The 13,536-nt window shown below is 45.2% G+C and carries 14 protein-coding genes and 1 tRNA gene; 9 read left to right on the forward strand and 6 right to left on the reverse strand.

Going from position 1 to position 13,536, the window contains the following annotated elements; all coding sequences use genetic code 11:
- Positions 1-18: 18 nt before the first annotated feature.
- From AC4E8B_RS08030 to AC4E8B_RS08045, 4 genes are all read right to left on the reverse strand, one after another.
- Positions 19-693, reverse strand: coding sequence for a DUF421 domain-containing protein (locus AC4E8B_RS08030; protein ID WP_490218052.1), 675 nt, complete (start codon positions 691-693; stop codon positions 19-21).
- Positions 694-812: 119 nt separating this feature from the next.
- Positions 813-1,238, reverse strand: a complete 426-nt coding sequence (locus tag AC4E8B_RS08035; RefSeq protein ID WP_490218053.1) for a GNAT family N-acetyltransferase — start codon at positions 1,236-1,238, stop codon at positions 813-815.
- Positions 1,235-1,759 (reverse strand): YjcG family protein, encoded by a 525-nt coding sequence (locus AC4E8B_RS08040; RefSeq protein WP_490218054.1) that lies wholly within the window; start codon positions 1,757-1,759, stop codon positions 1,235-1,237. The genes AC4E8B_RS08035 and AC4E8B_RS08040 overlap by 4 nt, the downstream gene beginning before the upstream one ends.
- 778 nt (positions 1,760-2,537) lie before the next feature.
- Entirely contained in the window at positions 2,538-3,260 is a 723-nt protein-coding gene (locus tag AC4E8B_RS08045; protein WP_490218055.1) for an alpha/beta hydrolase, read from the reverse strand.
- Positions 3,261-3,572: 312 nt separating this feature from the next.
- Here AC4E8B_RS08045 and AC4E8B_RS08050 point away from each other — a divergent pair, with 312 nt between their 5' ends.
- From AC4E8B_RS08050 to AC4E8B_RS08060, 3 genes are all read left to right on the forward strand, one after another.
- The gene (locus AC4E8B_RS08050) at positions 3,573-4,571 is read left to right on the forward strand and encodes a TAXI family TRAP transporter solute-binding subunit (protein WP_490218056.1); all 999 of its coding nucleotides are present in this window, start codon (positions 3,573-3,575) and stop codon (positions 4,569-4,571) included.
- Positions 4,572-4,748: 177 nt separating this feature from the next.
- A complete protein-coding gene (locus AC4E8B_RS08055) occupies positions 4,749-5,279 on the forward strand; it encodes a DUF1850 domain-containing protein (RefSeq protein ID WP_490218057.1) in 531 nt (176 codons plus the stop codon).
- The gene (locus AC4E8B_RS08060; protein WP_490218058.1) at positions 5,269-7,230 is read left to right on the forward strand and encodes a TRAP transporter permease; all 1,962 of its coding nucleotides are present in this window, start codon (positions 5,269-5,271) and stop codon (positions 7,228-7,230) included. The genes AC4E8B_RS08055 and AC4E8B_RS08060 overlap by 11 nt, the downstream gene beginning before the upstream one ends.
- 161 nt (positions 7,231-7,391) lie before the next feature.
- On the opposite strand, the gene AC4E8B_RS08065 is transcribed toward AC4E8B_RS08060, so the two are convergent.
- A complete protein-coding gene (locus tag AC4E8B_RS08065; RefSeq protein ID WP_490218059.1) occupies positions 7,392-7,616 on the reverse strand; it encodes a hypothetical protein in 225 nt (74 codons plus the stop codon).
- Positions 7,617-7,787: 171 nt separating this feature from the next.
- On the opposite strand from AC4E8B_RS08065, the gene AC4E8B_RS08070 reads away from it, so the two are divergent.
- The 3 genes from AC4E8B_RS08070 (at position 7,788) to AC4E8B_RS08080 (ending at position 9,588) form a co-directional block, all read left to right on the forward strand.
- Positions 7,788-8,615: an ATP-binding cassette domain-containing protein gene (locus AC4E8B_RS08070; RefSeq protein ID WP_490218060.1), complete on the forward strand. Its 828-nt coding sequence runs from the start codon at positions 7,788-7,790 to the stop codon at positions 8,613-8,615.
- Positions 8,612-9,316, forward strand: coding sequence for a hypothetical protein (locus AC4E8B_RS08075; RefSeq protein WP_490218061.1), 705 nt, complete (start codon positions 8,612-8,614; stop codon positions 9,314-9,316). The genes AC4E8B_RS08070 and AC4E8B_RS08075 overlap by 4 nt, the downstream gene beginning before the upstream one ends.
- 200 nt (positions 9,317-9,516) lie before the next feature.
- A tRNA-Val gene (locus tag AC4E8B_RS08080) sits at positions 9,517-9,588 on the forward strand.
- A gap of 114 nt (positions 9,589-9,702) precedes the next feature.
- On the opposite strand, the gene AC4E8B_RS08085 is transcribed toward AC4E8B_RS08080, so the two are convergent.
- Complete coding sequence (locus tag AC4E8B_RS08085; protein WP_490218062.1) at positions 9,703-10,719, reverse strand: LLM class flavin-dependent oxidoreductase; 1,017 nt, start codon at positions 10,717-10,719, stop codon at positions 9,703-9,705.
- Between the two features lie 253 nt (positions 10,720-10,972).
- Here AC4E8B_RS08085 and AC4E8B_RS08090 point away from each other — a divergent pair, with 253 nt between their 5' ends.
- From AC4E8B_RS08090 to AC4E8B_RS08100, 3 genes are all read left to right on the forward strand, one after another.
- Positions 10,973-11,563, forward strand: a complete 591-nt coding sequence (locus AC4E8B_RS08090; RefSeq protein WP_490218063.1) for a molybdopterin-dependent oxidoreductase — start codon at positions 10,973-10,975, stop codon at positions 11,561-11,563.
- A 639-nt stretch (positions 11,564-12,202) separates the two neighbouring features.
- The gene (locus AC4E8B_RS08095) at positions 12,203-12,532 is read left to right on the forward strand and encodes a DUF3870 domain-containing protein (protein ID WP_490218064.1); all 330 of its coding nucleotides are present in this window, start codon (positions 12,203-12,205) and stop codon (positions 12,530-12,532) included.
- Positions 12,533-12,700: 168 nt separating this feature from the next.
- On the forward strand, positions 12,701-13,525 hold the full coding sequence (locus AC4E8B_RS08100) for a M55 family metallopeptidase (protein ID WP_490218065.1): 825 nt from the start codon (positions 12,701-12,703) through the stop codon (positions 13,523-13,525).
- Positions 13,526-13,536 lie beyond the last annotated feature (11 nt).

A 13,536-nucleotide genomic window follows, 5' to 3' on the forward strand; every position in this document is an offset into this window, starting at 1 on the left:
AATAAAGAAAGGGAGAGCCTAAAAGGTCTGCACATGCAGAGGCTCTCCCTTTTTCCATTCAGCATAAAGCACATCTTTGACAGTTTCAGCTCCCCAGCCCTTCAGTTCGGATTGAAGCCTGGTTTCATCCCAATGGATCATATGCAGATTATCTAGGACAATTTCACCGTCAAGCACCAGTGTGACAGGAAGTTCTTCCGGCTGCAGCTGGATGTTGAAGTCCTTGGCTGCAGGGGAGCTGTATTGCGGTTTTTTCAGTACATTTACTGTCCCGTCGGTTTCCAGTATCGCATACTCGCATTCACGTATTGAAAAAATATCCTTCGATCTTAAAAGATGCTGAAGCTGATTGATATCAAGGTGGTTTTTCTTTAGCGATTCGTAAATGATCTTCCCTTTTTTGATGACAATCGAGGGTTCACCTTCTAAAAAATGGCGCATTCTTTTAAATTTCTGTGTCAGATACTCAGTGAAATAAATCAACACGCCCCACAAGAAGACGGCAAACAGGATTTGGCCAAGCCCGATTTTTTCATCGAATAATGCATTGCCCACCAGTTCCCCCAGGACAAGTGCCGATACAAAGTCAAATGTCGTAATTTGGGTGATCTGAGTTTTCCCAAGAAATTTGGTGATCAAAAAGAGGGACGCAAATCCAACAACCAGCTCTGCGAATATATGCAGATATTCCATGGCCATAACTCCTTTAAGTGGTATTGTTTGGATAGTATGTGCGGAAACGGAGGAAATTATTGACTGGTAAAAGTATTTTCCAAAAGGAAAGGCGCCCTGGACTTAGGGCGCCTTGGTTTTTATAAGTATTTTTTCATTGTTCGGTGGGGGATGCCTGCATCCATGAATTCCTCCGAGACCACTTCATACCCCAGTTTAGTATAAAAAGGGATCGCTTGCGTCTGGGCATTTAATTTTACAGCAGAAAGCTCCTGCTCTCTGGCAAGCTCTTCGATTTTATCCATGACCGCCTTGCCGGCCCCGATTTTGCGGTAATCCTTAAGGACGCAGATCCTCTCAGCTTTCCCGATCCCATCCACGACCCTGTATCTTCCGGCAGCTGCCGGGAGCCGGCTGTCATCGTAGAGGATGATATGGACAGCTTCCTTTTCATATTCATCATATTCTTCTTCTTCAGGAACCTGCTGCTCGTCAATAAAGACAATTCTCCTGATTTTATATACATCTTCAATCTCTTGCTGTTCAACTGCCTTCTTTACAATCACGATTTAGATTCCTTTCCAAAACGAAATGTTTCATATACGGTCCATGAGCCGTTTTCCAGCTGATAAAGGAGGTGGATGCGGTCAATTGTTTCTTCATAATTGACCCGCTCCATCCGGAGTGAGCCGTAGACATCGGAATGCTCATCATCCGACAGCTTTTGCCCGACTGTAATATGAGGGACAAATGCATATTCCTGATTTTCGCCGCCAGGGAATATTTGATTTATTTCCGTATGAAGTGCATCCAGGTAATCATCGGGTTCAACCTTAAGATAAATAACGTTATTGACCGGCTGAAAAGAGCTGAACTTATTTACCCTCATAATAAAAGGATGTGCTTTCTCCGCAGCTTTATGAAGCTTTTCTGCAAGCGACTCTGCCTGCTCATCAGTTGCCTCAAAAGCCCCTTTCAGTGTCAGGTGCGGCGGAATGAGGGCATAATTCGGGTCATAGCGCTTCCGGTAGGAATTGGCCAGATCTTGAAGTTTCTTTGCAGGAAATATAACTATTCCATATTTCATCCTGAATACCTCCATTGATTAAAAATGATAAGCACATATAATAAGATTTATTTAACTATTATAACAAATTTTCCGACTTCAATGATAGTAGGTCCAATTTTCATTCAGTTAGTGTTTTTTTTCGCACCTGTGCGGGCGCCCTCCGCTTTTATTATTGTCCAGCTCCAAAGCCTAGCCCCTCGAGTCATAAGCCACCCAAGAATTAAAGGCAAAGACCGCCTTTTATTCTTGCGCGTCTTATGCTTGTCGGGGCTGAACAAGGCTTTTCCGCATTTCTTATTGTCCAGCTCCGGGCGCTAGCCCCTCGAGGTCTTAAGCCAAACAGATCAAAAGGTTAAAGAGCAAACCTTTCGCTCTGTTCGTCTTAAGCTTGTCGGGGCTGGGCAAGCGCCCTCCGCATTTCTTATTGTCCAGCTCCAAAGCCTAGCCCCTCGAGTCATAAGCCACCCAAGAATTAAAGGCAAAGACCGCCTTTTATTCTTGCGCGTCTTATGCTTGTCGGGGCTGATCAAGGCTTTTCCGCATTTCTTATTGTCCAGCTCCGGGCGCTAGCCCCTCGAGGTCTTAAGCCAAACAGATCAAAAGGTTAAAGAGCAAACCTTTCGCTCTGTTCCTTAAGCTTGTTGGGGCTGGGCAAGCGCCCTCCGCATTTCTTATTGTCCAGCTCCGGCTCCTAGGTGCTCGAGTCATAAGCCGATCAGGCCAGAAGGTTAAAGAACAACCTTCCGTCCTGCTCGTCTTATGCTTGTCGCACCTGAACAGTCGCCTCCGCTTTTCTTTAAAGCATGTGCTTCAATGCTCTTTTAAAGTCCGGCTGCCAGTATTTCCATGTATGATTGCCTTCGAATTCATCGTAGAAATATTGAAAACCCCTCTCGGACAATATGGAGGAGAGACTTCTATTTGGTGTAAGGAAATCTTCTATTTCTCCGTTTGTCGTTTTTACTTCTGTTTCTTGTGTGCCGATTACATGATAGATGTTCAGCAGGCCCGGGCTCGGAAAGCTCCGTGCAGCTTCAAGCATGCTTTCGTCCACAAAAGGAGATTGAAGGATGGTTTTTCCGAAGGTATTCGGGTATTCCAGCGAAGCCAGGAGCGAGACTGAAGCGCCGAGGGAGTCTCCGGCCAAAATGCGGCCCTGTCCCATTTGATAAGTAGGAAATTCTGCATCAAGGTAAGGCACAAGCTCATGTGCAAGGAATCTTATGTACGCCCTGTGCTTATCTCCCTCCGGATGGTATTTGCTTCTGCGGTCATGCACATTTTTATAAGGAATGCCCACAATGATAACGTTCTCTATTTCTCTGTTGTGAAGGAGCTCATCCGCTGCCCGTCCTGCCCGTCCCATTTGGAAATAATCCTTTCCATCCTGGGCGATGAGAAGGGAATATTTATAAAGGGGAGAATAAGAGGCAGGAAGATAGATAAGCATATCCAGCTCTTCCCCCAGCTCCCTGCTCTGAAAAGAGATTTCTTTTATCGTTCCATTTTGAATTTCCATGCCAGACCTCCATAAACAGCTTTGTAAGCCTTTTAAAAGGAATTCTAACATAAGAATTTAAGAATTGCCCAATCTGTGCATCTTATTGGTTCAGCTGGTCTGCAGCAATGTGTTATGATTGGATAATAAACCCATTTTAGGACAGCGGTCATAATAACTCTATATATAGAAAGCTAAGACTATTTGCCTTGCCGGCAAAACCGCTCCACTATTGGTTTTCGGACCGCCAAGGGATGGTAATTGACAATTGTGTAAAAGTTTATGTTAAAATAAACTTGAGAAATTCTAAACAAAAACAGAGGGGGATATTTTATGAAAAGAAAAAGTTTTCTACTTTCAGCAGCATTGCTGCTGGCGCTTTCTATGATTCTGGCTGCCTGCGGCGGCAATTCAGATGAAGGCGGATCAGACAAAGGAGGGGAAGGCGGATCAGATAAGCCTGAATTCCTCAGCATCGTTACCGGTGGAACCGGCGGTACATACTTCCCGCTTGGAGGCGCGTTCGCGGATATCATTTCCGATGAAACTGGCATCCAGGCCAATGCTGAAACATCAGGCGCTTCTGCTGAGAACATGAATACCCTGAAGGATGGAAATGCTGAACTTGCTTTTTCACAAACTGATATTGCTTCATATGCAAAAGACGGAAAGCTTATGTTTGAAGGTTCCGCTGTTGACAATGTCAGCGCTATCGGAACTCTTTATCCTGAGACAATCCAGATTGTCACTACTGCCAAATCCGGCATTAAAACTGTTGAGGATTTGAAAGGCAAGAAGGTTTCTGTCGGAGCCCCTGGTTCAGGCACAAATCCGAATGCTGAGCAGATCCTGGAAATGCATGGGATGACATTTGATGACATCGACAAGCAGGATCTTTCTTTTGACGAGTCTACTGCCGGCATCCAGGATGGAACTATCGATGCAGCTTTCGTAACTGCCGGAACTCCTACTGGTGCTGTTGAAGGTCTTTCAGCAACTGAAGATGTTGTCATTGTTCCGATTGAACAGGACAAAATCGATGCTCTGATTGAGAAGTACCCTTACTATATCCAGGATGAAGTCCCATCTGGAACTTACGGCCTCTCTGATGCCGTAGCAACTGTTGCCGTCCAGGCGATGCTTGTCGTTTCAAATGACCTCTCTGAGGATACGGTTTACGACATTACTAAGGCTATCTTCGAAAACACAGATAAGATCACACACGCAAAAGGCAAATTGATTACAGCTGAAAGTGCTCTGAACGGGGTAGGCATCGAGGTGCACCCGGGAGCTCAGAAGTATTTTGACGAAAAAGGCGTAAAAGCCGAATAGTCTGCTTGAATTTTTTTAATTGGCTTCATTCTGGCCGGCGCAGCAAACCTGTAACAGGTTACGCGCCGGTCAATTCTCTTTAAGAGGACCTGAAGTTTAAGCCAGCCATACGGCCAATTGGCGATGGGCCTGGCGGAGGCATCGGCCTTCATCCCATTTTCATACAGGGGGGTCCCGATGAAAAAACGAACAAGATTGAAGAGAGCATTATTGCTGCTTCCCCTCTTAATTGCTGCCATTGCAATTATTATCTTTATCCCTTATAAAAAAGCACTTGTAATTCAATACCAGAATACAGGCAAAGTGCTTGCCTATATCCCTTTCACCGAGGAAGAAATTTTTAAAATCAAATATACCCATTCAATCCATCTTTCAGATGTGGTAGAGAGCTATAAACCAACAAAGGACTCGAAGATCCGGCAATACGAGCTTATGTATGAAGACTTTGCGATCGGCATGCCTGATAACGCTTCCGCAGGTGAGGTATTTGAACAAAAGGATGGGAAATACTATATCCGGAATATGAATAGAGTTTTCCCTCATTTTGACATGCGGACAGGCAAGGTCAGGGCGAATCATAGAATCATATATAATGGAATCGAGTACCCTATGGCAGGTTTTGTCGAGCCTGGAACGTGGGTAAGATTTACAATTGATAAAATAAACATTTACCAGCAGTTGGAAGGAGTGAATATCCTTGAGCAATAATGGAGAAACACTGACTCAGGAACAGCAGCAGGAGCTGCTCGAAAAATATGATCCCGAAGCAGGGACGCGAAAGCTGAAGGGAGTGCTGGGATGGGTTGTCTTTTTAGGCTTGCTGTCCTTCTCCCTATTCCAGCTGTACACTGGGATATTCGGTGTATTGACTGCGCAGCTACAGCGTTCCATCCACTTGGGGTTTGCACTTGCGCTTATTTTTCTTCTTTTCCCGGCGAGGAAAAAGGACAGGGGAAAAAAGCATAAGGTAGCTTGGTATGATTTGATCCTTGCACTTGCTGCGATTGCAGTTGGGGCATACTGGCCGCTTATGATCGATGAAATCGTCATGAGGGTCGGCCGTTTGACCGATCTTGATTTTTATATTGGAATTACAGCAATCATCCTTGTCTTAGAGGCAACCAGGAGGGCAGTCGGGCTTCCTATAACCATCATTGCTGCACTTTTCCTTGCGTACGCTTTGTTCGGTCAGCAAATGCCCGGGTTCCTTGCGCACAGGGGGCTGGATCTTCAGCGGCTGGTACAGACGATGTTCTTTACAACCGAAGGAATACTGGGGACGCCGCTCGGAGTTTCTGCCACCTTCATCTTCCTGTTCCTGCTGTTCGGGTCATTCCTGGTAAAAACGGGAGTAGGGCAATATTTCAATGACCTGGCTGTCAGCATTGCCGGAAAAAGGACAGGGGGACCTGCTAAGGTAGCGATTTTCTCCAGTGCACTGCAGGGTACAATCAGCGGGAGCTCAGTTGCCAATGTTGTAACTTCTGGTTCTTTTACAATCCCGATGATGAAAAAGCTTGGATACAAAAAGGAATTTGCGGGAGCGGTTGAGGCAGCAGCTTCTACAGGCGGACAGCTGATGCCGCCAATCATGGGGGCGGCGGCCTTCCTGATGGTCGAATTCATTGGCGGAGGCATCACCTACTGGGATATTGCCAAAGCAGCTGCGATTCCTGCGCTTCTTTATTTTACAGGGATATGGATCATGACCCATTTTGAAGCAAAAAGAATAGGGCTCAGGGGTCTTAAGAAAGAAGAAATGCCAAACCGCAAAGAAGTGCTGAGCAAAATCTATCTGCTGCTGCCTATCCTCGCAGTGGTTATCCTGCTTATGAGCGGTATGAGTGTAATTAGGGCCGCTCTTTGGTCTATCCTCATTACAATAGCAGTCAGCGCTATCAGAAAAGAAACCAGGATTAATTTTAAAGATGCTATTGATGCGCTCGTTGACGGGGCAAGAACAGCTCTTGGTGTAGCAGCTGCTACCGCGGCTGCCGGCATCATAGTCGGTGTGGTAACCAAGACGGGGCTGGGTCTGAAGCTGGCAAATGGACTGCTTGATCTGGCCGGCGGTGCTTTAATACCGACTCTTATGCTGACCATGGTGGCTGCAATAGTTCTGGGTATGGGTTCTCCGACAACGGCAAACTATGTTATCACGTCAACCATTGCTGCTCCGGCCATCATTTTGCTTGGCGTCCCGGATTTATCAGCTCACTTGTTTGTTTTTTATTTTGGCATCATTGCCGACATCACACCGCCTGTTGCGCTGGCAGCTTTTGCTGCTGCAGGGGTTTCCGGAGGGGAGCCGATCAAGACCGGGGTCAATTCGGCGAAGCTGGCCATCGCAGCCTTTATCATTCCGTATATGTTCGTTCTGTCGCCGGAGTTGTTAATGATTGATACAACATGGTATTACCTGGTCTGGGTAGTCTTTACCGCTCTGGCGGGTATGATGGCTATCGGGTCAGGTGTTATCGGCTACTGGTTCAGAAGGCTTTGGTGGTTTGAACGCGTAATCGGCATTGCTGGAGGCTTATGCCTCATCTATCCAGAAACTTTAACAGATATAATCGGCCTTGTTTCATTTGCAGCTCTTATCATCCTTCAGTTCGTTATTAAAAGGGATGATTCACTAAAGCCGCAGACTGCAGGCTGATTTACAAAGGGAGTCCAATCGGGCTCCCTTTTTTTTGAATGATTGGAATTGTGCTAATATGGGAGAGGAGGGAAATTTATACTGAAGTGATGTTGATGGGGACGGTGGGAGAAATTTTGATGGCCAAAGCCAAAGAGCTAATTCCAATACAAATATTGAAATTAGCTGATTTTCCGGTATGTCTGCTCTTTTTCCGGCATAGACGAAAGAATGTTTTCGAGCTTGAAGATTCTCATTTGCCTCCTTGTGAAGCAATAGGCAAGAACTGTAGTCCCATTTATATCTTTCACTAGAATCTTCCTGTGTGTCAGTTTGTTCTTGGCGGAAAGATAGATTACCTGAATAGCCATATTCTTTTCCATTGATCTGTATAAAATGCCTTTCATTTAGCTTTCCTCCTATCAAGCCATTTAGGGCTTACTTTTCTTGTACTTTCATTATATGCGAACAGATGTTCTTTTTCAAGTGCAGAGCATAACTTTTTTCATTTTTTTACATTTTGAAGTCATTATGAGTAACTGGTGCTTGCGTTAAAGAAAATTGACTAGGGGATTGTAATGAATAAACATATGATTGAATTAATTGGAGCAGAAAAAAACATAAAAGGGAACAGGATTCTTACTGACATTAGTATAAGCCTTGACCAGGGGGAGCGGGCAGCCATAATCGGGCACAATGGCTCTGGGAAAAGCACCTTATTGAAACTGATGGCAGGATTTCTTGAACCTACTGCCGGGAGCGTAAAAAGGAGGACCAAGAAGATTGGGTTTGTTCCTGAACATTTCCCTGATCAAAATCGGTTCAGGATGAGAGAGTTTCTTTTGTCTGCCGGAAGAATGGGAGGCCGAACGAAGGGAGAGCTTGAGGAGGAGATTGAATATTATGCTGAGTTATTCAATGCAAAGGGGTTTCTGGAAACTCCCTTGAAGAATTGTTCTAAGGGAACGATGCAGAAGGCCGGGATCATCCAAGCCCTCCTTCTGCAGCCGGATGTTCTCCTCCTGGATGAGCCTTTGACCGGACTGGACGAGGAAGCCCAGCAGGCATTCCTCAGGTACCTTCCAGGCCTTAAAGGAAAAATGGCCATTGCTTTTACTGCTCATGAAAGCTTTCTTGTCAGAGAGGCGGCTGACAGGGTGATTAAATTGGAAAACGGTTCTGTTATATCTGATGTTAATAATGTTGTAGAAGCCGTGAAATACATAAAAGCCATAGTGCCGGATATTTCTATCCTAAAAGAGTTGCCAGCCGTTCAGTATAGCCAGCTGGACCATAACCTATTTATCATCAAAGAAGCAGCTTCGGCGTCAGACATCCTTCTAAAAAGCCTTCTTAATACTGGCTGTTCAATAGTTGAAGTGATAGAAAGGGGGGGAGCGCTTTGATGGCTTTCCTTCAGTATCAGCTCAGGAGTGTAATCAGATCATACAGATTCCTGCCTCCCTATACTGTTTATCTGGTCTGGATTTTCGTATTGTACACCTACGAAGGGGCACCCGTCCTTAGCAGCTACGCGGTCTCATCGATTGCTTTATATTTGTGTACAGCCTGGCTGGGCATGCTTTTCTTTTCGCTGGATCAGGAACAGGAAAAGTTTATCCTGATGTCACACCTAGGCAGCAAAACGAGATATCTTGCTGGCAAGGCGGCTGCTGTGTTTGTTTCCTCCCTGCCGCTTATGCTATTTGCCATCTACTTTCCTGTGATCACAGGCAGCTTTAGATCGGAAATGGAAGTTTCTTTTTACCTGCTGGCTTTTTATGCCCATATTATGCTGGCCATCCTCGGGCTGCTTGTATCAATGCTTTTCTCTGGCGGACAGCTTGCGGACAAAAGGTATGCCTGGCTGGCCGCTGTTCTCATACTGACAGCTTCATTAGCAGCAGAATCAGCTGCAGATGAGTGGAAGGGATCTTCCTGGTTCCTTTGGCTGCTGCCCCCTGTCATGAAGGCGCTGAGTTATCTAAGCCAGGGGGACACAGCAGTGAAACTGGTCCCATTACTTAAAGACAGCCTGTTTATCGTCACTTATTGCTTGGCAGCAGCTGCTGCAGGGGGTCTTTTATTCCTAAAAAAGGAAGCGTGAATAGACATAGCCGGTTAAGATCCAAATTTAACAATGTGGTTATGGGGGACTGTCGAAAATGCCTTTCTGTCATGGAGACTTTCTCCCAAAATGTCTTAAACCGGCAGTAATAAAAAAGTATAAATCAAAATGAAAAAATATCTGAAATAGTATTGACTTTGCCCTGAAAATGAATATAATTAAATATGTAGTTAAGACACGATCTGATAGTTCAGCGGGAGAATACTTCCTTGACAGGGAAGGGGTCGGGGGTTCGAATCCCTCTCAGATCATACTGAAAAATGCCCTGCAGCATACTGCAGGGCATTTTCTATTTTTGATCAAAAAGTCTAATATAGAAGCAAAAAAAGAGCTGCCGAGGTTTGATCGGCAGCTCTTTTTGTATATTATTTTTTCATGATCTCACTAACAATTTCAAATGACCGCAAGCGGGCTTCGTGATCATAAATCTGGGCGTTGACCATGAACTCGTCCGCCTGGGTCTTATCCAGGAATTCCTGCAGCTTCTTCTGCACCGTTTCTGCATCTCCAATAATGGATGAGCCAAGCTGCTGCTGCAGCAGGGCTTTTTCGTATTCACTCCATAATTCATCCATGTTGTCGACAGGCGGCTTCAGAGCGCCCGGAGTATTGCGGATCAGGTTGAGGAACTGCTGCTGCATGCTTGTGGCAAGTCTTTCAGCTTCTTCCTGTGTATCAGCGGCGATTACATTGACCCCTACCATTGCATACGGTTCAGATAATACTTCTGATGGAGTGAAATGGCTGCGGTAAAGCTGAAGGGCAGGCAGGGTATTATCAGGCGAGAAGTGGCTGGCAAATGCAAAAGGAAGTCCGAGCTGTGCGGAAAGCCTGGCGCTGAAGCCGCTTGAGCCCAGAAGCCAGATCGGGATGTTTAAGCCTTCCCCCGGAATGGCTCTCACTCTTTTCCTTTCAGCCGGTGACTCAGCTTCAAAATACTCACGGAGTTCTTCAAGCTGTTCAGGGAAATCCTGTCCATCGTTTCCGCGGTCCCTGCGCAGGGCATGAGCTGTTAGCTGGTCAGTACCAGGTGCACGCCCTAGTCCAAGATCAATTCTGCCGGGATAAAGGGATTCTAATGTACCGAACTGCTCTGCTATGACAAGCGGTGCATGGTTGGGGAGCATAATTCCGCCGGAACCAACCCGGATGGAAGAGGTTCCCCCGGCTACATGACCGATCACAACAGAAGTGGCAGAGCTGGCGATTCCTGCCATATTATGATGCTCTGCAAGCCAATACCGTGTATAGCCCCATTTCTCGGCATGCTGGGCAAGGTTGAGAGTATTCTTCAATGAAACGGCTGCTGTACTGCCTTCATTGATAGGGGAAAGGTCAAGTACAGAATATTTAATATCGCTTAATTTTTTATTCTCAGACATATTGTCACTTCTTTCTTCTGGAATGGCTGCTGATAAAATGGAGATTATCAGCACATGTCTATTTTATCAGCAGTCATTAGTCTCTCAAAATATTATGATTTAAACCGGAAAAACCAGCTTCCCTTGCTTTTATTTCGCTAAAAATTTAGGGGAAAAGAATTGTCCAGCGGGTTTTGTCTAAGGAGGGATTTCTTGCGGCAGGCAGCTGTAAAGGGTATCCTAAATAAAACTCTAACAGCAAAGGATGATGATTTTGAAGAAGGTACTGCCGCCAGGACAATTTGAAACGGAAAAATGGCCGGTTCTCCATCAGGGCGATGTTTATGAATTTGATGAAAATTCATGGGATTTCAGGCTCTTTGGGGAGGTGGAAGAGGAGGTTTCCCTGTCATATGCTGAAATGATGATGCTGCCTAAAACGGTGTCCAGCATAGATATGCATTGTGTGACTACCTGGTCCAAGTTTGGGACCGAGTTTGAAGGGATCGCTTTAAGGGAATTGCTGCAGCTTGTCAATATCAAGGAAGATGTCAAATATATTAAGATATACGGATATTATAGCGGGGACCGTTTTGGCTACTCTGCAAACCTGCCTCTTGGGGACCTTTTAGGCGATGACGCCCTGCTTGTATACAGATGGAAAGATGAAAACCATGAATGGCAGGAAATATCACCTAAACACGGCTACCCGCTCCGATTCATTCCGCCAGCCTCTTTCTATTTGTGGAAAGGCTCAAAATGGGTATCCGGCATCCGATTTATGAAAGAGGATGAAGAAGGCTTCTGGGAGGAGCTTGGCTACTCCATGACTGCTGACCCGTTTAAGGAGGAGCGGTACAGATGAAAGGGCTTTTGTCCGGTTATAAATACCTATTGGTCATAAGTGTTGCAGCGGTTTTGCCGGGATAGTGCAACGTAACGGGCAAATACATTGGGCGTAGGGCTGGTCTGTAAGTGATGCAAAAGGCCCTTGAAATTCCTTTTGAAGACGCAGGAATGATGAACACTTTTATTGTCCTGCGAAGGCAGGTTATAGAGTCAATCTGAATAATAGACGTAAGAATTCCGCTTAATTAGTAATTTCAATAAAAAACAGCAAAAATAGACGGAGAAATTCCGCCTATGGACTCGAAAAAGGTGAAAATATGAAGATTTCCTTTTCATAACAGGAAAATCTCCCCTTATTTACCCCAAAACGAGCACCATTCTGTATTTAGCCGGAAAATCTCCGCTTACTTATTTTTTGCAGGGTTCCTCAAACTATTGACAGCAGCCAATAGGCAAGACATACAAGCTGAGCAGCCTATTTATTCGTGAGTGAAAAACCAATCAAATAAATAAAAAATTTAGAAAAATGCATAAAAATAATTGTCAGGCTGTCTCTGTTATATTACAATTTCTATAAGGGCGTGTGCATTATAATGAATATTTATGTTCCCGCATAAATGCCTCATATAATATCCCCGCGCCGCAGGAGGGCAATATGTATCAGGACAGCACCGTGTATATTATTGGAGACAGCAAGACATCCTCCAATAATCCGATCATGCAGAAATACAATGGATTTTTTATTGCACTCGTTATTGACAGGGACACGCATAAGATTGAAGACGCAGAATGCTCTTCAACAATAGAATTGACTTCCCTGTTTGTTAAGTCATTGTTTGCAGGGAGATCTATGCTGGAGGAAGATGGCATCCTCTCTGAGATCGAATCGAGGTATTTCGGTTCTTCGCAGAAAGCGCTGATGGTTGCTTTTAAGAATGCCAGCATAAAGTACAAACAAATAGCCGGAATAAATTTAAATGTATAGCTGCTTTTTCTGCTGAACACAGATAAAATCCAGCTGTTGGAGATCCTCTCTGGCAGCTGGATTTTTTTATAGCTTCCTTGCTTTTCCGGCAGTAACACTATTGAAATATAGTATTTTGTACGTTATAATAGTAAGAAAATTCGAAATATTTGAAAGTGTGGAGTGTCTATGAAAATATATTTATCGGTTGACATGGAAGGCATAACGGGGCTGTCTGATTATACCCATGTTGATTCTTCCAGGCATAACTATGAAAGAAGCCGGATCATCATGACAGATGAAGCCAATTATATTGTTTCGGAAGCTTTTGACAGAGGCGCTTCTGAGGTGCTTGTGAATGACAGCCATTCGAAAATGAACAATCTGCTTGTTGAAAGGCTGCACCCGGAAACCCAGCTGATTACAGGGGATGTCAAACCCTACAGTATGGTACAGGGGCTGGATTCGGACTTCTCCGGAGCGATATTTGCAGGCTATCATGCAAGGGCATCCATGGAAGGTGTCATGTCTCATTCGATGATATTTGGGGTCAGGAATATGTACATAAACGATACAGCAGTCGGAGAATTGGGATTCAACGCTTATGTGGCTGGCTATTATGGCGTTCCTGTCATTATGGTTGCAGGAGATGACCGGGCGGCAAGGGAAGCGGAAGAGCTGATTCCGAATGTAACGACAGCTGTTGTAAAACAGACCATTTCCCGTTCGGCGGTGAAAACGCTGACACCAGCTAAAGCCGGGAAGCTTCTGAAGGAAAAAACCGCCTTTGCACTGGAAAACAGGAATAAGGTCAAACCGCTGGCCCCGCCGGAATCACCTCTCCTGCGGATTGAATTTGCCAACTACGGACAGGCGGAATGGGCAGGGCTGATGCCTGGCACGGAAATAGAAAAAGGGACGACGACCGTCCGGTTCCAGGCGAAAAATATTCTAGAAGCTTATCAGGCTATGCTGGTCATGACCGAGCTGGCCATGAGAACAGCATTTTGTTAGGAAGTGGCAGG

This window comes from Bacillus sp. SRL543 (assembly GCF_984799205.1).

Excerpts from the sequence above, each read along its gene's own strand:
- AC4E8B_RS08030 (WP_490218052.1), bottom strand. The coding sequence starts at position 693 with ATGGAATATCTGCATATATTCGCAGAGCTGGTTGTTGGATTTGCGTCC.
- AC4E8B_RS08050 (WP_490218056.1), top strand. The coding sequence starts at position 3,573 with ATGAAAAGAAAAAGTTTTCTACTTTCAGCAGCATTGCTGCTGGCGCTT.
- AC4E8B_RS08085 (WP_490218062.1), bottom strand. The coding sequence starts at position 10,719 with ATGTCTGAGAATAAAAAATTAAGCGATATTAAATATTCTGTACTTGAC.
- AC4E8B_RS08065 (WP_490218059.1), bottom strand. The coding sequence starts at position 7,616 with ATGAAAGGCATTTTATACAGATCAATGGAAAAGAATATGGCTATTCAG.
- AC4E8B_RS08045 (WP_490218055.1), bottom strand. The coding sequence starts at position 3,260 with ATGGAAATTCAAAATGGAACGATAAAAGAAATCTCTTTTCAGAGCAGG.
- AC4E8B_RS08095 (WP_490218064.1), top strand. The coding sequence starts at position 12,203 with ATGTATCAGGACAGCACCGTGTATATTATTGGAGACAGCAAGACATCC.
- AC4E8B_RS08070 (WP_490218060.1), top strand. The coding sequence starts at position 7,788 with ATGAATAAACATATGATTGAATTAATTGGAGCAGAAAAAAACATAAAA.
- AC4E8B_RS08100 (WP_490218065.1), top strand. The coding sequence starts at position 12,701 with ATGAAAATATATTTATCGGTTGACATGGAAGGCATAACGGGGCTGTCT.
- AC4E8B_RS08055 (WP_490218057.1), top strand. The coding sequence starts at position 4,749 with ATGAAAAAACGAACAAGATTGAAGAGAGCATTATTGCTGCTTCCCCTC.
- AC4E8B_RS08040 (WP_490218054.1), bottom strand. The coding sequence starts at position 1,759 with ATGAAATATGGAATAGTTATATTTCCTGCAAAGAAACTTCAAGATCTG.